This is a genomic window from Pseudomonas bubulae (genome assembly GCF_037023725.1).
Taxonomy (GTDB): domain Bacteria; phylum Pseudomonadota; class Gammaproteobacteria; order Pseudomonadales; family Pseudomonadaceae; genus Aquipseudomonas; species Aquipseudomonas bubulae.
On record NZ_CP146077.1, the window covers coordinates 963,169 to 983,396 of the forward strand.

The 20,228-nt window shown below is 58.9% G+C and carries 18 protein-coding genes; 7 read left to right on the top strand and 11 right to left on the bottom strand.

Annotated elements, in window-relative coordinates:
• Nucleotides 1-47: 47 nt before the first annotated feature.
• A complete protein-coding gene (locus V6L81_RS04460; protein ID WP_323165433.1) occupies nt 48-1,739 on the top strand; it encodes a DUF4153 domain-containing protein in 1,692 nt (563 codons plus the stop codon).
• A gap of 167 nt (nt 1,740-1,906) precedes the next feature.
• Here V6L81_RS04460 and V6L81_RS04465 read toward each other — a convergent pair whose 3' ends face one another.
• Nucleotides 1,907-3,103 (bottom strand): class I SAM-dependent rRNA methyltransferase, encoded by a 1,197-nt coding sequence (locus tag V6L81_RS04465; protein WP_094999786.1) that lies wholly within the window; start codon nt 3,101-3,103, stop codon nt 1,907-1,909.
• A 150-nt stretch (nt 3,104-3,253) separates the two neighbouring features.
• Between V6L81_RS04465 and mutM the strand changes: the two genes are divergently transcribed.
• On the top strand, nt 3,254-4,066 hold the full coding sequence (gene mutM, locus V6L81_RS04470) for a bifunctional DNA-formamidopyrimidine glycosylase/DNA-(apurinic or apyrimidinic site) lyase (RefSeq protein ID WP_095031519.1): 813 nt from the start codon (nt 3,254-3,256) through the stop codon (nt 4,064-4,066).
• A 129-nt stretch (nt 4,067-4,195) separates the two neighbouring features.
• Here the strand turns inward: mutM and V6L81_RS04475 are convergent, their stop codons facing one another.
• The 3 genes from V6L81_RS04475 to V6L81_RS04485 all read right to left on the bottom strand — a co-directional run bounded on the left by V6L81_RS04475 (nt 4,196) and on the right by V6L81_RS04485 (nt 6,631).
• Nucleotides 4,196-4,447, bottom strand: a complete 252-nt coding sequence (locus V6L81_RS04475) for a YfhL family 4Fe-4S dicluster ferredoxin (protein WP_016782613.1) — start codon at nt 4,445-4,447, stop codon at nt 4,196-4,198.
• Between the two features lie 99 nt (nt 4,448-4,546).
• Nucleotides 4,547-5,029 (bottom strand): pantetheine-phosphate adenylyltransferase, encoded by a 483-nt coding sequence (coaD, locus tag V6L81_RS04480; RefSeq protein ID WP_004419754.1) that lies wholly within the window; start codon nt 5,027-5,029, stop codon nt 4,547-4,549.
• 171 nt (nt 5,030-5,200) lie between these two features.
• Nucleotides 5,201-6,631, bottom strand: a complete 1,431-nt coding sequence (locus tag V6L81_RS04485; RefSeq protein ID WP_094999787.1) for a coniferyl aldehyde dehydrogenase — start codon at nt 6,629-6,631, stop codon at nt 5,201-5,203.
• 158 nt (nt 6,632-6,789) lie between these two features.
• Here V6L81_RS04485 and V6L81_RS04490 point away from each other — a divergent pair, with 158 nt between their 5' ends.
• Nucleotides 6,790-7,458 carry a TetR/AcrR family transcriptional regulator gene (locus V6L81_RS04490; protein ID WP_338660504.1) on the top strand — a complete coding sequence of 223 codons (669 nt, stop codon included), beginning with the start codon at nt 6,790-6,792 and terminating at the stop codon, nt 7,456-7,458.
• 30 nt (nt 7,459-7,488) lie between these two features.
• A complete protein-coding gene (locus V6L81_RS04495) occupies nt 7,489-8,343 on the top strand; it encodes a sulfurtransferase (RefSeq protein ID WP_095017833.1) in 855 nt (284 codons plus the stop codon).
• Between the two features lie 10 nt (nt 8,344-8,353).
• On the opposite strand, the gene V6L81_RS04500 is transcribed toward V6L81_RS04495, so the two are convergent.
• The 7 genes from V6L81_RS04500 to V6L81_RS04530 form a co-directional block, all read right to left on the bottom strand.
• Nucleotides 8,354-9,190: an AraC family transcriptional regulator gene (locus V6L81_RS04500; RefSeq protein ID WP_095020485.1), complete on the bottom strand. Its 837-nt coding sequence runs from the start codon at nt 9,188-9,190 to the stop codon at nt 8,354-8,356.
• Nucleotides 9,190-10,233: a hydrolase gene (locus tag V6L81_RS04505; RefSeq protein ID WP_095038498.1), complete on the bottom strand. Its 1,044-nt coding sequence runs from the start codon at nt 10,231-10,233 to the stop codon at nt 9,190-9,192. The genes V6L81_RS04500 and V6L81_RS04505 overlap by 1 nt, the downstream gene beginning before the upstream one ends.
• Before the next feature lie 76 nt (nt 10,234-10,309).
• The gene (locus V6L81_RS04510) at nt 10,310-11,764 is read right to left on the bottom strand and encodes a pitrilysin family protein (protein ID WP_338660505.1); all 1,455 of its coding nucleotides are present in this window, start codon (nt 11,762-11,764) and stop codon (nt 10,310-10,312) included.
• Nucleotides 11,757-13,103, bottom strand: a complete 1,347-nt coding sequence (locus V6L81_RS04515) for a pitrilysin family protein (protein WP_094999793.1) — start codon at nt 13,101-13,103, stop codon at nt 11,757-11,759. The genes V6L81_RS04510 and V6L81_RS04515 overlap by 8 nt, the downstream gene beginning before the upstream one ends.
• Before the next feature lie 194 nt (nt 13,104-13,297).
• Complete coding sequence (gene rsmD, locus V6L81_RS04520) at nt 13,298-13,894, bottom strand: 16S rRNA (guanine(966)-N(2))-methyltransferase RsmD (protein ID WP_094999794.1); 597 nt, start codon at nt 13,892-13,894, stop codon at nt 13,298-13,300.
• Complete coding sequence (locus V6L81_RS04525; RefSeq protein WP_094999795.1) at nt 13,894-15,384, bottom strand: pitrilysin family protein; 1,491 nt, start codon at nt 15,382-15,384, stop codon at nt 13,894-13,896. The genes rsmD and V6L81_RS04525 overlap by 1 nt, the downstream gene beginning before the upstream one ends.
• A complete protein-coding gene (locus V6L81_RS04530; protein WP_094999796.1) occupies nt 15,377-16,729 on the bottom strand; it encodes a pitrilysin family protein in 1,353 nt (450 codons plus the stop codon). The genes V6L81_RS04525 and V6L81_RS04530 overlap by 8 nt, the downstream gene beginning before the upstream one ends.
• A 356-nt stretch (nt 16,730-17,085) precedes the next feature.
• Between V6L81_RS04530 and ftsY the strand changes: the two genes are divergently transcribed.
• The 3 genes from ftsY to ftsX are packed head-to-tail and all read left to right on the top strand — an operon-like array spanning nt 17,086 to nt 20,212.
• A complete protein-coding gene (ftsY, locus tag V6L81_RS04535) occupies nt 17,086-18,525 on the top strand; it encodes a signal recognition particle-docking protein FtsY (protein ID WP_338660506.1) in 1,440 nt (479 codons plus the stop codon).
• Complete coding sequence (gene ftsE / locus V6L81_RS04540; RefSeq protein ID WP_016782600.1) at nt 18,522-19,193, top strand: cell division ATP-binding protein FtsE; 672 nt, start codon at nt 18,522-18,524, stop codon at nt 19,191-19,193. The genes ftsY and ftsE overlap by 4 nt, the downstream gene beginning before the upstream one ends.
• Nucleotides 19,190-20,212: a permease-like cell division protein FtsX gene (ftsX, locus tag V6L81_RS04545; protein WP_094999798.1), complete on the top strand. Its 1,023-nt coding sequence runs from the start codon at nt 19,190-19,192 to the stop codon at nt 20,210-20,212. Before ftsE ends, ftsX begins: the two co-directional genes overlap by 4 nt.
• The last annotated feature ends 16 nt before the right edge of the window (nt 20,213-20,228 follow it).

Here is a 20,228-nt window from a genome sequence, read left to right on the forward strand (position 1 = left end):
GGCAATCAAGTAATAGTGTGCGATTGGTTTTGTAGTGAGGGTTCCAAATGCTGACGCTTGAGCGATCTGTCAAAACGTATCTGGTCATCGGCCTGGTGCAAGGGCTGTTGCTGTGGCTGAGCACCGCCATAGGCGAGCCGGGAGTCCGTTATGGCCTGATGACGGCAGTGCTGGTGGGTGGCATCAACCTGTTGCTGCTGGATGAGAATATCCGCCAGCGTGGCACGGTATGGCGGGTGCTCGGACTCACGGCAGTCATGACGTCAATCAGTGCCTGGGTATTTTGGGACGGCGATGAGTATTGGCGCTCAGGCAGCTGGCTGGTGGGCAGCTGGACCTTCTTTGCCGTAGTCGTTACCTATGTGTGTACGGTTTTTATTCTGAGCTGGCCGACCCGTGAAGAGCGCTACCCACGCTACCAGGACCTGTTTCGCCATGCTTGGGACACGGTGTTTATCGTGCTTCTGGGGTTGCTGTTGAATGGCGTGTTCTGGGCATTGCTGCTGTTGTGGGGCGGGCTGTTCAAGATGCTCGGCATCGTGGCGCTCAACAAGCTGTTCTCAACTGACGGGTTTATGTATGTCAGTTCGGCGATGGTGTTTGCCCTGGGCGTTCATATGGGGCGTGAAAAGGACCGGGTGATCGGGCTGCTGCGCGGGATTCTGCTGGCGCTATGCCGCTTTTTGCTGCCGTTGAGTGCGTTGATTGTCATTGTGTTCACCTTCGCTTTGCCCTTTACCGGGCTGGAGCCGATCTGGGATACCGGTTATTCGACGCCAATCATGCTGTGGCTGGTGGCGGTCAGTTTGTTTTTGCTCAATGGCGTGTTTCAGGATGGCACCCAGGGCAGCGGGTACCCGGTCTGGCTGGTGCGGGTGATCGACCTGTGCCTGCTGTGTTTACCGGTGCTGGTGGTATTGGCAGGGTATTCGACCTGGCTGCGTATCGAGCAGTACGGCCTGACCCCGTCACGGATCCTCGCCATGGTGCTGGTGCTGGTTATTTTTGTTCACAGCCTGGCGGCGGTTTGGGCCGTGTTTGCTTCAAGGGCCGTCTGGCTGGGCAGCTTGCGCGCCAGCAATCCGCTGATTGCGCTGCTGTGCGTGGTGGTGCTGCTGGGGTTGCATACGCCGTGGTTCAGCCCGCTCAAGTTGAGTGCGAACAATCAGGTGCAGCGCTTGCTCAGCGGCAAGACTGCGGTGGATACCTTTGATGCAGATACCTTGCGCAATCGTCTGGGGCCTCAGGGCAAGCAGGCGTATGACGCGTTGTTGGTGCAAGTCGAGCAAGGGCTGGTACTGACCGGGCCGCAGCGGCAAGTCTTGCTGAAACGCCTCAAGGAAGCAGGTTCGGGCAATGGCCCCAGAGGGTCGGAGCGGTTGCTGGAATGGATCGGGCCCAAGGTCGAGGGCAGTGAGCAGTTTGAGGACAAGGGGTTTGACGGGCAGTTGTGCCTGGCGCCAGGTTGCGCCCTGTGGGCCGTGGATCTGGATCAGGACGGGCAGCCGGAGGTCCTGCAATTACCCAAGAACAAGTGGTCCGAACCGTTGCACTTCTTCAAGCGTGATGCTCAGGGCAAATGGCGGCGAGCCGGGACTTACCTGGGGGATGAGAGTGCGCTGGAGCTGATCGAGAAGATCCGCCAGGGCAATGTGAAGGTGGTGAAGCCGACTTATCAATCGTTGCAGATTGGCGAGGTTGAGCTGACGCCGAAGCTGGAGAAGCTTCGCAAGCCTTGAGCCCCCCGTAGCAGCTGCCGAGGAACGAAGGCTGCGTTCGGCGGCGCAGCCGTCGTAAAACCTGAGCTCGCGGTTTAACTAACAGACCGGGAGTTCAGGTTTTACGATTGCTTCGCAATCGAACGCAGCCTCGTTCCTTCGGCAGCTACTACGAGGTGATGTGCGTCTTAGCTGTTAGGCAGCAAACGGCAGGTGATGCTCTTGATGTAGCGTGTTTCCGGGATGGCCGGGTGCACCGGGTGGTCCGGGCCCTGGCCGCCGCGCTCCAGCAGCTGCATGTTGCGGTCCAGATGGCGGGCGCTGGTCAGCAGGATGTTTTGCAGGTCGTCTTCGGGCAGGTGCATCGAGCACGATGCGCTGACCAGAATGCCGTCCTTGTTGAGCAGGCGCATGGCTTGCTCGTTCAGGCGGCGGTAAGCGCCTTCGCCATTTTTCAGGTCTTTTTTGCGTTTGATGAACGCCGGTGGGTCGGCCACGATCACGTCGAAACGCTCTTCGTTGGCTTTAAGCTCCTTGAGAGCTTCAAACACGTCGCCTTCCATGCAGGTGACTTTCTCGGCAAAGCCGTTCAGCGCAGCGTTGCGCTCAACGCCGTCAAGGGCGAAGGACGAGGCGTCAACGCAGAACACTTCGCTGGCGCCAAACGCACCGGCTTGAATACCCCAGCCGCCGATGTAGCTGTACAGATCCAGTACGCGTTTACCTTTGACGTACGGGGCCAGACGCGCACGGTTCATGCGGTGGTCATAGAACCAGCCGGTTTTTTGCCCGGCGATCACCGGTGCTTCGAACTTCACGCCGTTTTCTTCCAGGGCAACCCACTCCGGTACCAGGCCGAAGACGGTTTCAACGTAGCGTTCAAGGCCTTCGGCATCACGGGCAGCCGAGTCGTTCTTGAACAGGATGCCGCTTGGCTTGATGACTTGCACCAGGGCTGCGATCACGTCTTCTTTGTGGTGTTCCATTGTGGCCGAGGCCAGTTGAACCACCAGAATGTCGCCGAAACGGTCAACCACCAGGCCCGGCAACAAATCGGAGTCGCCGTAGACCAGGCGGTAGTAAGGCTTGTCGAACAGGCGCTCACGCAGGGACAGGGCCACGTTCAGGCGGTGTACCAGCAGCGACTTGTCCAGTGGCAGCTTGATGTCACGCGACAGCAGGCGTGCACAGATCAGGTTGTTGGGGCTCATGGCAACGATGCCCAGCGGCTTGCCGCCGGCGGTTTCGAGTACCGCTTGGTCGCCGGCCTTAAAACCGTTCAGTGGTGTGGCAGCTACATCGATTTCGTTGCTGTAGACCCACAGGTGGCCGGCGCGCAGGCGTCGATCGGCATTGGCTTTAAGGCGCAGGCTTGGCAGGGACATGACGTCGCTCCGGGTATTGAAAAGGGCGCGATTATAGCCTTAGACGCAACCCTGAGGCTTGGCTGATTCACCGCATTGCGTCGGATCACGGGGTCAGTGGCGCTGAAATTTCCGCTAGAATCGCCAGCTATTCCAGAGTGCGGAGCCCCCATGCCTGAATTACCTGAAGTCGAAACCACCCGCCGCGGCATCGCCCCGCACCTTGAAGGGCAGCGGGTCAGTCGGGTGATTGTGCGCGAGCGTCGTTTGCGCTGGCCGATCCCTGAGGATCTCGATGTGCGGTTGTCGGGGCAGCGTATTGTGCTGGTCGAGCGCCGGGCCAAGTATTTGCTGATCAATGCCGAGGTTGGGACACTGATCAGCCACTTGGGCATGTCGGGCAACCTGCGGCTGGTGGAGGCCGGGTTACCTGCGGCCAGGCATGAGCATGTGGATATCGAGCTGGAGTCCGGGCTGGCCCTGCGTTATACCGACCCGCGCCGGTTCGGGGCGATGCTCTGGAGCCTTGACCCTCTGAACCATGAGCTGCTGGTGCGCCTGGGGCCGGAGCCGCTGACCGACCTGTTTGATGGTGAGCGGCTGTTTCAGCTGTCGCGCAAGCGTTCGATGGCGGTCAAACCCTTCATCATGGACAACGCGGTGGTGGTGGGGGTCGGCAATATTTATGCGACCGAAGCGCTGTTTGCCGCAGGTATTGACCCGCGTCGCGCTGCCGGGAGTATTTCCCGGGCACGCTATTTGAAGCTGGCGATTGAGATCAAGCGGATTCTGGCGGCCGCTATCGAGCGGGGCGGCACCACATTGCGCGACTTTATTGGTGGCGATGGCCAGCCCGGTTATTTTCAGCAGGAGCTGTTTGTATACGGGCGTGGTTATGAACCGTGCAAGATTTGCGGCACGGAACTGCGTGACGTCAAACTGGGCCAGCGTGCGAGCGTGTTTTGCCCGCGTTGCCAGACGTAGCCACCAGTCCTGCGCTGAACTCTTGTGGGAGCGGGCTTGCTCGCGATGCAACCACCTCGGTCGAACGGGTCGATCGCAGTGAATCTATCGCGAGCAGCCCGCTCCCACATACATCGCATAGACGATGAATCAGGCCTTCCCGGTAATTGCCCGGTACTTTTCCATCAGCTGTTCTTCGGTTTCCGGGTGGGCTTCATCCAGCGGGATGCAGTCAACCGGGCACACCTGCTGGCATTGCGGCTCATCGTAATGGCCAACGCACTGGGTGCACAGGTTGGGGTCGATCACGTAGATCTCTTCACCCTGGGAAATGGCGGCGTTCGGACACTCGGGTTCGCAGACGTCGCAGTTAATGCAATCGTCGGTGATGATCAGGGACATGGGTACTCCGGCCGGGGCGCTCGGCCCGGGCAACTGAAATCGAATGCGGCAATTGTGCCGCATTGGCGCCCGCAGTGCACGCGGACGCCGCTTCAGTGGTTATTTCTTGCGAAAACGCTCGGTCAGGGCATCAGCCACGGCCGGGTGTACGAATTTGTTGATATCACCGCCTAATGCTGCGATTTCGCGCACCAACGTCGAGGATATAAACGAATAACGTTCTGACGGCGTGAGGAACAGGCTCTCGACATCGGGGGCCAGTTGGCGATTCATGTTCGCCAGCTGGAACTCGTATTCGAAGTCCGACACGGCACGCAGGCCACGCAGGAACACATTGGCATTCTGTTCTTTGGCAAAGTGCGCGAGCAGCGTCGAGAAACCGACCACCTCAACATTGGGCAGGTGTTTGGTGACTTCACGAGCCAGCTCCACCCGCTGTTCCAGAGGGAATAGCGGGTTTTTCTTGGTGCTGGCAGCGACAGCAATGATCACGTGGTCAAACAGGCGCGAAGCGCGTTCGACCAGATCGCCATGGCCCTTGGTAATAGGGTCGAATGTACCTGGGTACAACACTCGGTTCATCGCGTCGTCCTGGCGGGAATCCGTTGGGGAGTCGGATGGTATCGCAGCATTCCCGGTCGGCCAAGTCGCCATTCGCAGAAGAAAGCACTATAGACGCGACGAATTTACTGCTTTTTCATGATTTTTTCAGGCGTTGGCCCAGTAGGCTCGCCAGTTTTTCGATAAAGCCCGTTAGCGGATAAACAGCTTCTGGATCATGCGTACCAGTTGCCGGTCATAAGGCGGATAGATCATCGGCGAGCTGTTCAGGCGCTGTTTGCACAGCACGCCCTTGGCTTTGCTGAAGGTCAGGAAACCTTCGTGGCCGTGGTAATGCCCCATGCCTGAATGCCCGACGCCGCCAAAAGGCAGGTCGTCGATAGCCACATGCAACAACGTTTCGTTGATGCTGACCCCGCCCGAGTGAGTGGTGTGGATAACCCTCTGTTGCTCGGCTTTGTTGTAGCCGAAGTAATACAGTGCCAGAGGGCGGGGTCTACGGTTGATGTAGGCCATTGCCTGATCCAGATTGGAGTAGGGCACAACGGGTAGTAGAGGGCCGAAGATTTCGTCCTGCATGACGTGCATCTCGTCGTTTACATCCAGCACCAGCGTATGGGGCATGCGCCGCCCCTGGCCCTGTTCATACAGCGGGATCAACCGTGCGCCCTTGAGGGTGGCGTCGGTTTGCAGCCGTTCAAGGCGCGCCAGCTGCCGGTCATTGATAATTGCGGTGTAGTCCGGGTTATCGATGAGGGTCGGATAAAAGCTGTGAACGGCCTGGCGGTAGGCATCGACGAAGCCGTCTACCCGATCCTGGGGTACCAGCACATAATCCGGAGCGATACAGGTTTGCCCGGCGTTGAGTGTTTTGCCCCAGGCGATGCGCTGGGCAGCGTCTTTGAGCGGTACATCGGCCGACACGATAGCGGGAGATTTACCACCCAGCTCCAGTGTTACGGGGGTCAGGTTTTCAGAAGCCGCACGCATCACCCGTTTGCCCACATGGGTGGAACCGGTGAACAGCAAGTGATCGAACGCCAGCCCGGAGAACGCCACCGCCACATCTGCCTCGCCCAGTACCACCGCAACCATGTCTTCGGGGAAGATCCGCCCCAGCAAATCCTTGAGCCAGTGGCCGGTGACCGGGGTGAACTCGCTGAGCTTGAGCATGACCCGGTTGCCGGCAGCCAATGCGCCAACCAACGGGCCGATGGCCAGATACAGCGGGTAGTTCCACGGCACAATAATTCCCACAACCCCCAGCGGCTGATACATCACTTTGGCACTGGCGGGCGCGAACATCATGCCTACGCTGCGTGAGGAAGGTTTCATCCAGCGCTTAAGGTGTTTGAGGGCATAATCAATGCTGTGCAAGCACGGCATCAATTCGGCAAACAGGGTCTCGTCCGGGCTGCGATGGCTGAAATCCTGGCTGATGGCATCGATCAGCACCTCGCGCTCGCGACTCAACAGCTGGCGCAGGCTTTTGAGCCATTGCTGGCGCTGCGCAAGTGGCGGGAATGGATGAGCGGCATAGGCCTGGCGCTGCTTGTCGAGCAGGGACTGGAGAGCGTCCGGTTGAACCGGGGCGTCGTGAGTGTGAGTGCTGTCGACAGGCATGATGGCTCCAGGCAGTTTTTATCGGTATTTATCGTAGAAGAGCACTATGTTTTTAGAGCTTGTGCTCTAACCTGTCAATTGAAGGCCTGCCCCGTGTTGTTTATCGATTCAAGGTTAGGCCGTAAGATGCCTTTCGTTTTTAATTTAAGCGCAAGCCCATGGCCATACGACTAAAAACCAGTCAGCGCATCGCCAACAGCAGCCTGGAGCTTTTCAACCAGTTGGGCGAACGCAGTGTGAGCACTAATCACATTGCGGCCCATATGGAAATTTCGCCCGGTAATCTGTACTACCACTTCCCCAACAAGCAGGCGATTATCGCGGTCTTGTTCAGCGAGTACGAAACGCTGGTATTGAGCTTTTTGCACCCTCCCCAAGGGCGTTTGCCAACCGTTGCCGACAAGCACCACTACCTGCAGCAACTGCTGGATGCCATGTGGCGCTACCGTTTTTTGTATCGAGATATCGAGCATTTATTGCACAGCGACACGGAACTGGCCATCCGCTATCGACGTTTTTCCCAGCACTGCCTCACACAGGCCCAGGCCATATACGCTGGCTTTGTCGAGGCCGAAATCTTGTGCATGAGCCCCCGGCAAATTGAATCCCTGAGCCTGAATGCATGGATTATTCTCACCTCATGGGTAGGTTTTTTATGCGCCACCCGTGAAAACAGTGACCAGCTCAGCGAGCAGGCCATCAAGCGCGGTGTGTACCAACTGCTGGTGCTGGAATCAGGTTTTGTTACCGACCAGGCACGGGAAGCCATCGATGAATTGATCAAGGAATACTACGTCCCTCTGGAACACGCGTTGTACGCTCAATAACTGCATTTCACCCCCTTACAGGAGTTCACTATGCCCGTTGCGCAACTGATCAGCCCTCATGCCCTGAATGAACGTCAGGCGCAGCCCGGCCTGGTTATCCTGGATTGCCGCTTTGCCCTCGAAGACCCGGACTACGGCCGTTGCAGTTATGCCGAGGGGCATATTGCCGGCGCGCAATTTGCCGATCTCGAACGCGACCTGAGCGGGCCTGTAATCAAAGGTGTGACCGGTCGTCATCCATTGCCCGATCCACGTACTCTGGTTGAGCGTCTGCAGGCCTGGGGCATCAATGCCGACAGCGATGTGGTGTTGTATGACGACGGCCCGGGTGCTTTTGCGGCCCGGGCATGGTGGTTGCTGACCTGGCTGGGCAAGCGCGAGGGTGTATTTATCCTTGATGGTGGTCTCAAGGCCTGGCATGCCGCGGGCTTCCCGCTGAGCCTGGATGCGTCACCGACCTTGCGTGGCACTTTCGAAGGCAAACCCGACAGCCATATGCTGCTGAGCGCCGAACAATTGCAAAAGCGCCTGACCAAGCCGGGACTGACCTTGATCGATGCCCGTGCCCAGCCGCGTTTTCGAGGTGAGGTCGAGCCGATTGACCCGATCGCCGGGCATATTCCGGGCGCGCAATGTGCCGCCTTCAGCGAAAACCTGGATCCTACGGGGCGCTTTTTGCCTGCGGCGCAGCTCAAGCAGCGCTTTGCCGAAAAACTTGCCGGCCGCTCTCCCGAGGAGCTGGTTGCCTATTGCGGCTCAGGGGTGACGGCGTGTCACAACCTTTTTGCATTGGGCTTGGCGGGTTATCCGCTAGGCAAGCTTTATGCGGGTTCGTGGAGCGAGTGGATCAATGATCCTGCGCGGGGCATTGCTACTGGCGATTGAGCCAGTTGGCTTAAGGGGTGCCGACACTGGCCAACCGGTATGCACCGGGGCCAACACCATAGACTTTCTTGAATTGCCGGTTCAGGTGGCTCTGGTCGGCAAAGCCCAGTTGCGTCGCCACCTGGAGTGGCAAACAGCCTTGTTGCAGCAAGGCTCTGGCATGGGCGATACGCTGTTGCATCAACCAGGTGTGCGGTGGCATGCCGGTGGCGCGCTGAAATACGCGGGCAAAGTGGAATGGCGACAGATTGACTGCGGCGGCGAGTTCTTCCAGTGATGGTGGCTCTGCCAGCCGGGCTTGCAGTACTTCCTTGGCACGGCTTACAGCGCGGTGTTCGACCCCGGGCTTGGCTGGTAGTGGCAGGCGGGCATGGCGGTTGAGCAGGGCAAGCATCATCTGACGCCATGCGGTTTGCTGCTGCAGCGCAGTCTCCGGCCCTTCGAGCAATTGATGTAGCTGGAATAACCCGCGAAACAGGTCGCAGTCGTACAGCAATGTGTCATTGAAGGTCGGCAAGTGGGTGGCGGGCAGTTCCAGTTCTTCCAGCAACTGCTGAATTTGCACGTTGTCCGGGTAAAAAGCCCGGTAACGCCAGCCCGCATCATGACCTTTGTGACCGTTATGGACTTCGTCCGGGTTGATCAGCACCAGCGTACCGGTGGCAGCCAGATGCTCGGCGCCGCGATAGCGATAGCGCTGGGCGCCTTCGAGGATCATGCCGATCACAAAACCATCATGCACATGGGGCACAAAGCGATGTTCGATATAACGTGCCGTCAGCAGTTCGACACCCGTCAGGGGGGGTGTTTGCCAGAAACGGATCGACTCACCCTGTTCTACGTCCATTACGCAGATTCAAGCCGCAGTGCGGCCAGCCATTGCGGAATTCTTCGTTCAAGGTAATAGCCCGGTTTTCTTGGGGAGCCCTCCAGAAATCCGACATGCCCGCCCCTGGTGTGCAACTCCAGTTGCGTGCAGGCTGACAGCTCGCTGGTGTCGGGGATGCTGTGCTTGAACACGAACGGATCGTCCATGGCCTGGATAATCAGCGTCGGCGTGTGGATGGCGCCGAGGAAGTAGCGGCTGGAGGCGCGACGGTAGTAGTCATCGACATTCAGATAGCCGTTAAGAGGTGCCGTTACGCGGTCATCGAACTCCCAGAAGGTGCGTATTTTGCTCAGGGCTTCGACCGAGCCAAGCCTGGTCAGGCTGGCCAGACCTTCGTGTTGGGCATCGAGCTGGAATCGATGCTTTTTTTCTTTGACGTAAGCCAGCATCTCGCGCATGAAGTGAGCTTGATAGACCCTGGAAAATCCCATACCGATCCGGTCGGCACACTGGTCAAGCCGGAACGGCACCGATACCGCGACAGCGCCGTGCAACCCGCTGTCGCTGCCGCTTTCGCCCAGATACTTGAGCAGCACATTGCCCCCCAGCGAATAGCCCACGGCATACAGGGGGGCCAGCGGATGTGCGGCACGTAAATGGGCCACTGCCTCGGCCAGGTCTTCGCTGGCCCCTGAGTGATAACTGCGGGCCAGTAAATTGGGTTCGCCGGAGCACCCTCGCCAGTTCAGTGCGGCGCTGGTCCAGCCGCGTGCGGCGAGGGCGGTTTGCAGCCCCAGTACATAGTGAGAGCCCGACGAGCCGGTCAGGCCGTGCAGCACCAGTACCACCGGCGCATGGTCTGAGGGTGTGCCGTGCCAGTCCAGATCGAGAAAATCGCCATCCTTTAGCCAGATACGTTCACGTCGATGTTCAATGGCAGGCTTGGTACGCCACAACGGCCCCCATAGCGTCTGGACATGGGGGTTGCCCAGACCTGTAGCCGGAGTAAAAGGCTTGAGGGGTGAAGCATGACTGGCTGGAAAAGGCACGGAGGTTCTCATCGAGTAACAGGTACGGCGGATGTCTAAATTGCCACATCAGGGCCCGACACCCAAGTGTTGCGTGCGGGTGCCGGGGTTATCTGATGGCAGGCATACAACTTTGTGCCATCGTCGTTTCTGGCACCATCACCTTGGGCAGGGGCAGTTGAGCAACACTGGGGCCGACGGTTACGCCGACCCAGCCGTCAGCCGTGAAGTGACGGTTCATCGCCGCTTTGATCTGCTCACTGGTCAAGGCTTGAATCTGTTGGATCTTGTAGTTGAAGGCCAGGGGCTGGTTAAAGCGGTTGATGATGGACAGTTCGTTGCGCATATCCAGGTTGCTGGCCGTGAGCTGTGGCAGCGCCCGCATCAGGAACTGCTTGATGTCGTCCAGTTCGGTTTCGCTGGGTCCGTCCTGCAGGTACTGGGCAAACAGGGCTTTGATATGAACCAGGGCGCTTTGGCTGTAGCGCGAGGGGGTATTGAGGCTGATGATCCAGGGGGTTGGTCCCTGCGCATGGGGAATTTGCGATAGCACGCCATAGGTAATGCTGCGCTCCTCCCTTAACTGCCTGTTGAGGATATGGCTGAAAATAATATGCCCGGCCCGGATCGCTACCCCGTCAGGGTGCTGATTGGGCAAGGCATTCTGTGCCAGCATCAGTACGGTATGGGTTGCTTCATCTTCGATATGCAGGGTTTTGCCATGGGGCAGCGGGGCAGGCACCGAGTGTCTTTCAGCGAGTGCTGGTCCGGCGGGCAAGGCATTGGCCAGTGAGCGGCTGAGGCTCTGCGCCTGTTGCAGGGTCAGGTCGCCGACGATCACGATCTGTGCGTTGGCAGCAGTGTAGGCGCGACGGTAAAAGGCCCTTAGGTGTGATTCATCTATGCGCTCCAGGCTCTCGACCGAGCCGAAGTCGGAGCGGGTGTAAGGTTGCCCCGGATAGAGTTCGTTGTAGATCTGCATCCGTGCAAGAGCGTGTGGGTCTTCGTGGTTTATTTTGAGTTTGGTGAACAGTTCGTTTTTGACCCGTCGCTGGCCTTCGACGGTAAAGCCCGGTTGGGCGAGCATCTCGGTGAACAACTGCATGGCGGGTTCGCGGATGTGCGGGGCGCTCAAGCTGCGCAGGGTGAAGAAACTCCGCTCTTTATCGATACCGTTACCCAGATCCACGCCCAGGCTATCAAACCCTTTGGCCAGTGCGTTGGCGTCCTTGAGCGTCGAGCCTTCGTTAAACAGGCTCAGTACAGTCGCTGCCAGGCCGGGTGTATCGCCATCCTGATTGCTGCCCGCGGCAAAGGTGATTTGCACATCGATCATGGGCAAGGTGTGGCTTTCGACAAACAGGACTTTGGTGTTTTGGCTCAGTTTCCAGGCCTTGATTGTCGGCAGGCGGGTGGCAGGCACGGCAGTGCTCAACTCAAGCAGCGATTGCAGTCGTGCTTGTGGTTCTTGTGCTCGGGCTTGCACGCAGACACAGGCAAGGGTGAACAGCAGCGTAGCGACGCGCAAGGCGCGGCTGGCTGCGATTGCGTGAGGCTTATTCATGGCGCGCCTCCTTGGGCAGTACATAGCTGAGGGTCAAGCGGTCGTGGGTCAGGAAAGTTTGAGCGGCGAGCTGGATATCTTCAGGGGTGATTTTCGCCAATATCTGCATGCGCTTTTCGTCGTCCTCTGGCGACAAGCCCGCAATGTCCAGTTCACCGAGATACAGAGCCAGGCTTTGCAGGTCATCACGGCTGAAAACATGCCGTGCAATGATCCGCGTACGGGCGCGTTCAAGGTCACTGCCGGAGGGGGGTGTTTTTTTCACTGAGTCGATCACGGCCCAAATCCGTTCTTGAACCTCGCTCAGCGGTTTCATCTTTTTAAGGTTGAGGGTGGCGTCGATGCTGAACAGCTCATCACCGCGGCTGATGCTGCTGTAATGTGAGCCGACGCTGATCAGCAATTCCTCGCCGCGCCACAATCTGCTTTTGAGTTCTGAACTGTCGCCGCCACCGAGCAACTCGCTGAGCAGCTCCAGTGCTGGAGCTGAACGCGGGTCGGTCTGGGTGTGCAGGCTTGGCACGTTGAACGTCATGCTCAGGTTCGGGATTTGATGATCGATGTACTGAGTCATGGTGCGCTCACCGGGAGCTGCCAGTTCGAGCGGGGCCTTGATCACAGGTAGCTTGCGTGAGGCAATCGGGCCGAAGTAGCGTGTGGCCAGGGCCTTGACCTGCTCGGTGTCGATATCGCCGACGATGATCAGGGTGGCGTTATTGGGCGCATACCAGCTTCTATACCAGTGCTTGAGTTCATCGATGTGCATGCGTTCGAGGTCGTGCATCCAGCCGATGACCGGGCTGCCGGAAGCGCTGGTCAGGAATGCCAGGCGGCGTGGCAGTTCAAGTGCGCGCTGATGGGGGTCGTTGTCGACGCTTTCGCTGCGTTCGCTTTTGATGACTTCGCGCTCACCGGCCCAATGAGCAGCGGACAGGTGTGCAGTGCTCATCTGGTCTGCCATCACTTCAAGTGCGACTGCCAGGGCATGGGGGGGCAGGGTTTGAAAGAAAATGGTGGCGTCATTTTGCGTCGCCGCATTGTCCGTTGCGCCCAGGCTTTGAAAGATGTGGTCTGACTCGGCCGGACATAGTTTGCTGCTGCCTTTGAAAATCATGTGTTCAAGGGCGTGGGACAACCCGGATTGGCCTGGGGGCTCATAGCTTGAGCCGACCCTATACCAGAGCTGTGAGTGAACCACGGCTGCACGGTGGTCTTCGTGAACGATAACCTTGAGGCCGTTATCCAGGGTGAAATGTTGAGTGGAGGGTTGGCTGCTGGCCAGGGCCATCAGCGGTTGCAACATAAAGCCGAGAGCCAGCCCGGCAAGGGGGTGTTTCATGGTGGGTGTCCTGACTGTTTATCGTCAGAACAGATTGGGCTTGAGAGGGGAGAGGCGGGCGGTACATAGATACCTTGTACCGCAAAAATCTGTAGCCGCTGCCGCAGGCTGCGATAAGGACCGAAGGGCCTTCGCTTTTGAAAAAGCGACCCCTCCGGGCTTGATCGCAGCCTGCGGCAGCGACTACAGGTTCGTCAGGCTTGAGTGGCTTCGCGTTGCCACAGGGCGTAGTTCACGCCGCCGGCTTTTTGCTCGCGGTGCAGGCGCCAGTTGGCAGGCAAGCCCAGCTCTGACGGGCGCAACTCGCTTTCGGTGTAAACCCAGGCGTCTTCAGCCAGCCAGCCGCGTTGCTCGAGCAGATCACAAGCAGGTTTGAGCAGGTCCTTGTTGAACGGCGGGTCGAGGAATACCACATCAAAGGTTGTGCTTGGCGTGGTGTCCAGATAACGCAGGGCGTCAGTCTGCTGAACTTCGCCGACAGTGCAGCGCAGAATGCCCATGTTCTCGCGGATGTTGGAGATCGCATCGCGGTTGCTGTCCAGTGCCACGCCCTTGGCTGCGCCGCGGGACATGGCTTCAAGGAACAGTGCGCCGCTGCCGGCGAAAACGTCCAGTACCCTGGCGCCGCCGATATAGGGGGCCAACCAGTTGAACAGGGTTTCACGCACGCGATCTGGCGTCGGGCGCAGGCCCTCTACATGGGGGAAGTCCAGCTTGCGGCTGCGCCATTCCCCGCCAATGATGCGTAACTGACCAGCACCTGAGTGCGATGTGTTTTTTGGCTTTGCCATTAATGCTCCGGAACCCCAAGAGGTTGCTCTGAAGGTTTGTCGGTAGGAGGTGGCAGTGGTTTTTGCGGCACGGTCGGGCCGGCGGTCACTACGACCATTTTGTCGGCGCTCAGGTGCTTGTTCATGGCGTCCTTGACCTGTTCGGTGGTCAGGTCCTGGGACTTCTGCATGAAGGTTTCCAGGTAATCCAGGGGCAAATCATAAAAGCCCATTGCGCCAAGTTGGCCGACGATGGCGGCGTTGCTGGCCGTGGACAGCGGGAAGCTGCCAGCCAGTTCACGCTTGGCATCGTCGAGTTCTTTTTGCGTCGGACCATTTTTCAGGTAGTCGGCCAAAATGTCTTGCACCAGTTTGAGCGTACCTTCGCTCAGTTCGGCGCGGGTTTGCAGGTTGATCATGAACGGGCCGCGAGCCTGCATCGGGCTGAAGCCGGAGTACACGCCGTAGGTCAGGCCGCGCTTTTCACGCACTTCGGTCATCAGGCGCGTACCGAAACCGCCACCGCCCAGAATGCTGTTGCCCAATGCCAGTGCGGCATAGTCGGGATCGTCACGGTCAATGCCCAGCTGCGACAGCAGCAGGTGGGTTTGTTTGGACGGGAACTCGATATGGGTTTGGCCAGCCTTGGGCTCGCTTGGTTGCACGGTCTTGGCCACTGCAGGGCCTTTGGGCAGTGCGGCAGATACCTGGGCTGCAATGGCTTCGGCTTCGGCACGCGACAGGTCGCCAACAATCGCAATCACGGCGTTGCCTGCGGTGTAGGCCTTGTTGTGAAAGGCCTTGAGCTGGTCAATGGTGATCGAGGCGATGCTTTGGGCATTGCCATCACTGGCGTGGGCATACGGGTGGTTACCGTACAGGCGCTTGAACAGTTCGTCGCTGGCCAGTTTGCCGGGGTTTTGTTTCTGAAACTCGAAGCTGGCGAGCAACTGGTTCTTGATCCGCGCCAGGGAGTCGGCCGGGAAGGTGGGTTTGCCCACCACCTCGGCGAACAGGTTGAGCGCAGGTGTGCGTTTATCTACATCGCTCAGGCTGCGCAGCGAGGCCACGGCCATGTCGCGATATGCGCCATTGCCGAAGTCCGCGCCCAGGCCTTCAAAGCCCTGGGCGATGGCGCCCACATCTTTACCCGCTACACCTTCGTTGAGCATGGCGTTGGTCAGCAGGGCCAGGCCCGGGGTGTTTTCGTCCTGGCTGCTGCCAGCGGCGAAGGTCAGGCGCAGGTCGAACATCGGCAATTGCCGTGCTTCGACGAACAGCACTTTGGAGCCTTCGGCGGTTTTCCAGGTTTGCACGTTCAGCGCACGGTGGCTGGGCGCCTTGCCGTCCAGCTCAGCCAGGGATTCGAGCTTGTGCTCGCTCTTGGCCTGGTCCAGTGCCTGGCTGGCGACCGATTGCTGCGGGTTGGTAAAAAAGTAGCCGAGTGCACCCACCAGTATGGCGGCGCTCAGACCAAGCAGGGCGTAGCGGGGGCCTTTACGCTCACTCATGGGTTTTCTCCTCGGGCAGTACATGGGCAACGCTGAGACGGTCGCGAGTGAAATAGGTGCGGGCAGCCTGCTGGATATCGGCCGGGGTGACCTTTTGCAGGTCGGCCAGTTCGGAGTCCATCAGCTTCCACGACAGGCCGACGGTTTCCAGCTGGCCGATCGAAGTGGCCTGGCTGGTGATCGAGTCGCGCTCGTAGACCAGTCCGGCAATTACCTGGGCACGCACACGTTCAAGCTCTTCAGTGGTCGGCGGGGTCTTTTTCAGGTCATCGAGCAAGCGCCACAAGCCTGCCTCGGCCTGGGCCATGGTGACTTTCTTCTGGCTGTTGGGCATCGCCGAAAGCATGAACAGGCTGTCACCACGGGTGAAGGCGTTGTAGCTGGACGATGCACCGGAGACCAGTTCTTCGCCCCGCTCGAGCTGCGTCGGCATGCGTGCGCTGTAGCCGCCGTCCAGCAGCGCGGAAATCAGGCGCAGGGCATTGGCGGTGATCGGGTCCTTGGCCGTGGCAACGCTGGGCACGTTAAAGCCCAGCATCAAGCTTGGCAGTTGGGTCTGGACGTGGATCTTGAGCAGACGTTCGCCAGGGGTCGGCAGTTCCAGCGGGATTTTGGCGACAGGTATCTCGCGTTTTTGCACCTTGCCAAAGTAACGCTGGGCCAGGGCTTTGACTTCATCCGGGGTGACGTCACCGACCACCACTAAAGTGGCGTTGTTGGGGGCATACCACTCTTCATACCATGCGCGCAGTTCGCCAACGCTCATGCGCTCCAGGTCGACCATCCAGCCGATGGTCGGGGTGTGGTAGCCGCTGGAAGGGAAGGCCATGGCGCTGAACAGCTCGTAGGCTTTGCTCATGGGCTGGTCGTCGGTGCGCAGGCGGCGCTCTTCCTTGATGACTTCGATCTCGCGCTTGAATTCTTCGGGCGGCAAGCGAAGGCTGGCCATGCGGTCGGCCTCAAGCTCAAAGGCCACGCCCAGGCGGTCACGGGCCAGTACCTGGTAGTAGGCGGTGTAGTCGTCGCTGGTGAAGGCGTTTTCCTGGGCGCCAAGGTCGCGCAGGATCAACGAGGCTTCGCCGGGACCGACCTTGTTGCTGCCCTTGAACATCATGTGCTCAAGCGCGTGGGACAGGCCGGTCTTGCCAGGGGTTTCGTAGCTGGAACCCACTTTGTACCAGACCTGGGAGACCACCACCGGGGCGCGATGGTCTTCGCGCACGATGACCTTGAGGCCGTTGTCCAGGCGGAACTCGTGGGTGGGCTGCGGTTCGGCCGCCAGGGCCGAAAGCGGTAATAAAACTGTGCTGAGCAACAGGCCAGCAGCGCGGCGGGCTAGATTCATTCGTTTTTTAACCTGTTGGGCTACCCGCTCGGCCTTAGCGTCTGCGGGTGAGGAGGTGCTAGGATACTGATCCGTTTTACTGGCGGCCACGCCTATCAGGCCTTTGACGATCAGACGACGTTTGATCGGGCAGTATAGGAGCCCGCTTGGAAGTGTGGATGTATACCGGTAAATTTCGCATTTTTGCCGACTTTCCCGTGACAGACCCGAGTTAAGACGAAGTTTACGAGGTGTGTTTTACCCTCTGAATACAGTTGCGTGCGAACAAGCTGACAAAATTACAGTCTGTTTCACACCGAATATTATTTGCCGGGGCGCCACAGTGGCGCGTCGCTACGATGAGATAGCCGTCCTCCATGTTTGGTTCCAACGACGACAAGAAGACCCCAGCTGCGGCTGGCGAGAAAAAAGGCCTGTTCGGATGGCTGCGCAGAAAGCCGCAGGAAACCGTCGTGGAACAACCCGCGCCTGCGCCCGAAATCATCCCTGAGACGCTGGTTGAGGCCACTCCGGTGGGGGTCGAGGCCGCGCCCGAAGTGGTCGTGGTTGCCGCCGAGCCTGCGGTTGAATTGGCCCCCGAGCCGGCACCGTGGCCGCACTTGCCTGTCGCCGAAGAACCGGTGGCGCTTGTCGAGGATGTGCAGGCACCGCATATCGTGCCGCCGATCCCCGAGCCCGAGCCTGTTGTTGAAGCGCTTGCGGTGGTCGAGACTGTTGTTGAGCCAGAGCCAGAGCCAGAGCCAGAGCCAGTTGCCGTCGTCGCGCCTGTAGTCGCTCCTGCACCTGCACCTGCGCCTGTGGTGGCTGCCCCAGCCCCGTTGGTCGAGGCCCCGGCCCCCGCGCCAGTTGCGCCCCCCGAGCAAAAAACAGGCTTTTTCGCTCGTCTCAAGCAAGGCTTGTCCAAGACCAGCGCCAGCATTGGTGAAGGCATGGCCAGCCTGTTTCTGGGCAAAAAAGCCATTGATGACGATCTGCTCGAAGAGATCGAAACCCGACTGTTGACCGCCGACGTGGGTGTTGAAGCAACCTCGGTGATCATCAAGAACCTGACGCAGAAGGTCGCGCGCAAGCAACTGACCGATGCCGATGCACTCTACAAGTCGCTGCAGGACGAGCTGGCGGCCATGCTCAAGCCGGTGGAGCAACCGCTGAAAATCGAATCGCAAAACAAGCCATTCGTGATTCTGGTGGTAGGCGTCAACGGCGCGGGTAAAACCACCACCATCGGCAAACTGGCGAAAAAACTGCAGCTTGAAGGCAAGAAAGTCATGCTGGCTGCCGGTGATACCTTCCGTGCGGCCGCCGTCGAGCAGCTGCAAGTGTGGGGCGAGCGCAACCATATCCCGGTCATTGCCCAGCACACTGGCGCGGATTCGGCGTCGGTGATTTTTGACGCTGTGCAAGCTGCCAAGGCCCGTGGCATCGACGTATTGATCGCCGATACCGCCGGTCGCCTGCATACCAAAGACAACCTGATGGAAGAACTCAAGAAAGTTCGCCGGGTCATGGGCAAGCTTGACGAAGACGCTCCCCACGAAGTGCTGTTGGTGCTCGATGCCGGTACCGGGCAGAACGCTATCAACCAGACCAAGCAGTTTGATCAGACCGTTGCCCTCACGGGTCTGGCGCTGACCAAGCTCGATGGCACGGCCAAAGGCGGGGTGATTTTCGCCCTGGCCAAGCAATTCAATATTCCTATCCGCTTTATCGGTGTGGGTGAAGGCATCGATGATTTGCGTGATTTTGAGTCCGAACCCTTTGTCCAGGCTCTGTTTGCGGAGCGGGAGCGTCCATGATTCGTTTCGAGCAGGTCGGTAAGCGCTATCCAAATGGACACGTGGGCCTGCACGAGCTGAGCTTTCGGGTCCGTCGAGGCGAATTCCTTTTTGTGACCGGCCACTCCGGCGCAGGTAAAAGCACGCTGTTGCGCCTGTTGCTGGCGATGGAACGCCCGACCAGCGGCAAATTGCTACTGGCGGGGCAGGACTTGGGGCAAATCAGCAACGCGCAGATCCCTTTTTTACGTCGCCAGATCGGTGTGGTTTTCCAGAACCACCAGTTGCTGTTTGACCGCACAGTGTTCAACAACGTCGCCCTGCCGCTGCAAATTCTCGGCCTGTCCAAGGCTGAAGTCGCCAAGCGTGTCGACTCGGCGCTGGAGCGCGTAGCGCTGTCGGACAAGACCGACCTGTACCCGGGTGACTTATCCACGGGTCAGCAACAGCGTGTAGGCATTGCCCGCGCCATCGTGCATCGCCCGGCCTTGCTGCTGGCCGATGAACCCACCGGTAACCTCGACCCGCGTCTGGCGGCGGAAATCATGGGCGTATTTGAAGACATCAACCGCTTGGGCACCAGCGTACTGATTGCCAGTCATGACCTGGCGCTGATCGCACGCATGCGCCATCGCATGCTGACCTTGCAGCGCGGACGTCTGATCGGTGACGGGGAGGCCGCGCAATGAGTGCCACCCGCAGTTCCAAAGTATCCGAGCGCGTAGCTCCAAAGGCTGCCGACCCGCAGCCGCCGAAGAAAAAACACGATGATGACGATGGCCCGACCTTCGCCATGTTGTTTCACGCCTGGGTTGAGGCTCACCGGGCCAGTCTGCTCGACAGCCTGAAGCGCCTTGGCAAGCAGCCGATTGGCAGCTTTTTTACCTGCCTGGTGATGGCGGTTGCCTTGAGTCTGCCGATGGGCCTGTCGTTGTTGCTTAACAACGTCGAGCGCCTGGGTGGTTCCTGGCAGCGTGCAGCACAGATTTCGCTGTATCTGCAGATGGATGCCAGCAGCCAGCAGGGTGAAAATCTCAGCGATCAGATAAAAGGTATGGCAGGGGTGGCTGACGCGGAATTTATCAGCCGCGAAAAGGCACTCGAAGAGTTCCAGCAGCAGTCAGGGCTGGGCGAAGCGCTTAAAGAGTTGCCCGATAACCCGTTGCCCGGTGTGGTCCTGGTAACCCCGGCAGAAGTCGATAAAGCGACGCTTGAAGCCCTTCGCGAACGCCTTGCGCAGTTGCCGAAGGTGCAACAGGCGCAACTTGATCTAGTCTGGGTCGAACGTCTGGCGGCAATCCTGAAATTGGGTGACCGTTTTGTGTTTGGCTTGACGGTGTTGCTGGTTTCAGCTTTGCTGCTGGTTATCGGTAATACGATTCGTTTGCATATCGAGAATCGTCGCATCGAAATCGAAGTCATCAAGCTGGTCGGCGGTACTGACAGCTATGTGCGCAGGCCCTTTCTTTATATGGGTGCGCTCTATGGCTTTGGTGCGGGAGTTTTATCCTGGGGCGTTTTGGCATTCGGCCTGAACTGGCTTAACGACGCGGTGGTGGGGCTGGCTGGCTTGTACGGCAGCAATTTTGCCTTGGCGGGTGTGCCGGTAGCCGATGGTCTGTCTCTCTTGCTTGGCGCGGTGCTGTTAGGGTATATCGGTGCATGGATTGCAGTTGCGCGTCACTTACGTGAGCTTTCGCCTAAATAGTTTTCTTTTTGCCTGT

What these genes read in the sequence shown, in the direction of transcription:
- V6L81_RS04460 (WP_323165433.1), top strand. Translation starts at nt 48, where the DNA reads ATGCTGACGCTTGAGCGATCTGTCAAAACGTATCTGGTCATCGGCCTG.
- V6L81_RS04465 (WP_094999786.1), bottom strand. Translation starts at nt 3,103, where the DNA reads ATGTCCCTGCCAAGCCTGCGCCTTAAAGCCAATGCCGATCGACGCCTG.
- mutM (WP_095031519.1), top strand. Translation starts at nt 3,254, where the DNA reads ATGCCTGAATTACCTGAAGTCGAAACCACCCGCCGCGGCATCGCCCCG.
- V6L81_RS04475 (WP_016782613.1), bottom strand. Translation starts at nt 4,447, where the DNA reads ATGTCCCTGATCATCACCGACGATTGCATTAACTGCGACGTCTGCGAA.
- coaD (WP_004419754.1), bottom strand. Translation starts at nt 5,029, where the DNA reads ATGAACCGAGTGTTGTACCCAGGTACATTCGACCCTATTACCAAGGGC.
- V6L81_RS04485 (WP_094999787.1), bottom strand. Translation starts at nt 6,631, where the DNA reads ATGCCTGTCGACAGCACTCACACTCACGACGCCCCGGTTCAACCGGAC.
- V6L81_RS04490 (WP_338660504.1), top strand. Translation starts at nt 6,790, where the DNA reads ATGGCCATACGACTAAAAACCAGTCAGCGCATCGCCAACAGCAGCCTG.
- V6L81_RS04495 (WP_095017833.1), top strand. Translation starts at nt 7,489, where the DNA reads ATGCCCGTTGCGCAACTGATCAGCCCTCATGCCCTGAATGAACGTCAG.
- V6L81_RS04500 (WP_095020485.1), bottom strand. Translation starts at nt 9,190, where the DNA reads ATGGACGTAGAACAGGGTGAGTCGATCCGTTTCTGGCAAACACCCCCC.
- V6L81_RS04505 (WP_095038498.1), bottom strand. Translation starts at nt 10,233, where the DNA reads ATGAGAACCTCCGTGCCTTTTCCAGCCAGTCATGCTTCACCCCTCAAG.
- V6L81_RS04510 (WP_338660505.1), bottom strand. Translation starts at nt 11,764, where the DNA reads ATGAATAAGCCTCACGCAATCGCAGCCAGCCGCGCCTTGCGCGTCGCT.
- V6L81_RS04515 (WP_094999793.1), bottom strand. Translation starts at nt 13,103, where the DNA reads ATGAAACACCCCCTTGCCGGGCTGGCTCTCGGCTTTATGTTGCAACCG.
- rsmD (WP_094999794.1), bottom strand. Translation starts at nt 13,894, where the DNA reads ATGGCAAAGCCAAAAAACACATCGCACTCAGGTGCTGGTCAGTTACGC.
- V6L81_RS04525 (WP_094999795.1), bottom strand. Translation starts at nt 15,384, where the DNA reads ATGAGTGAGCGTAAAGGCCCCCGCTACGCCCTGCTTGGTCTGAGCGCC.
- V6L81_RS04530 (WP_094999796.1), bottom strand. Translation starts at nt 16,729, where the DNA reads ATGAATCTAGCCCGCCGCGCTGCTGGCCTGTTGCTCAGCACAGTTTTA.
- ftsY (WP_338660506.1), top strand. Translation starts at nt 17,086, where the DNA reads ATGTTTGGTTCCAACGACGACAAGAAGACCCCAGCTGCGGCTGGCGAG.
- ftsE (WP_016782600.1), top strand. Translation starts at nt 18,522, where the DNA reads ATGATTCGTTTCGAGCAGGTCGGTAAGCGCTATCCAAATGGACACGTG.
- ftsX (WP_094999798.1), top strand. Translation starts at nt 19,190, where the DNA reads ATGAGTGCCACCCGCAGTTCCAAAGTATCCGAGCGCGTAGCTCCAAAG.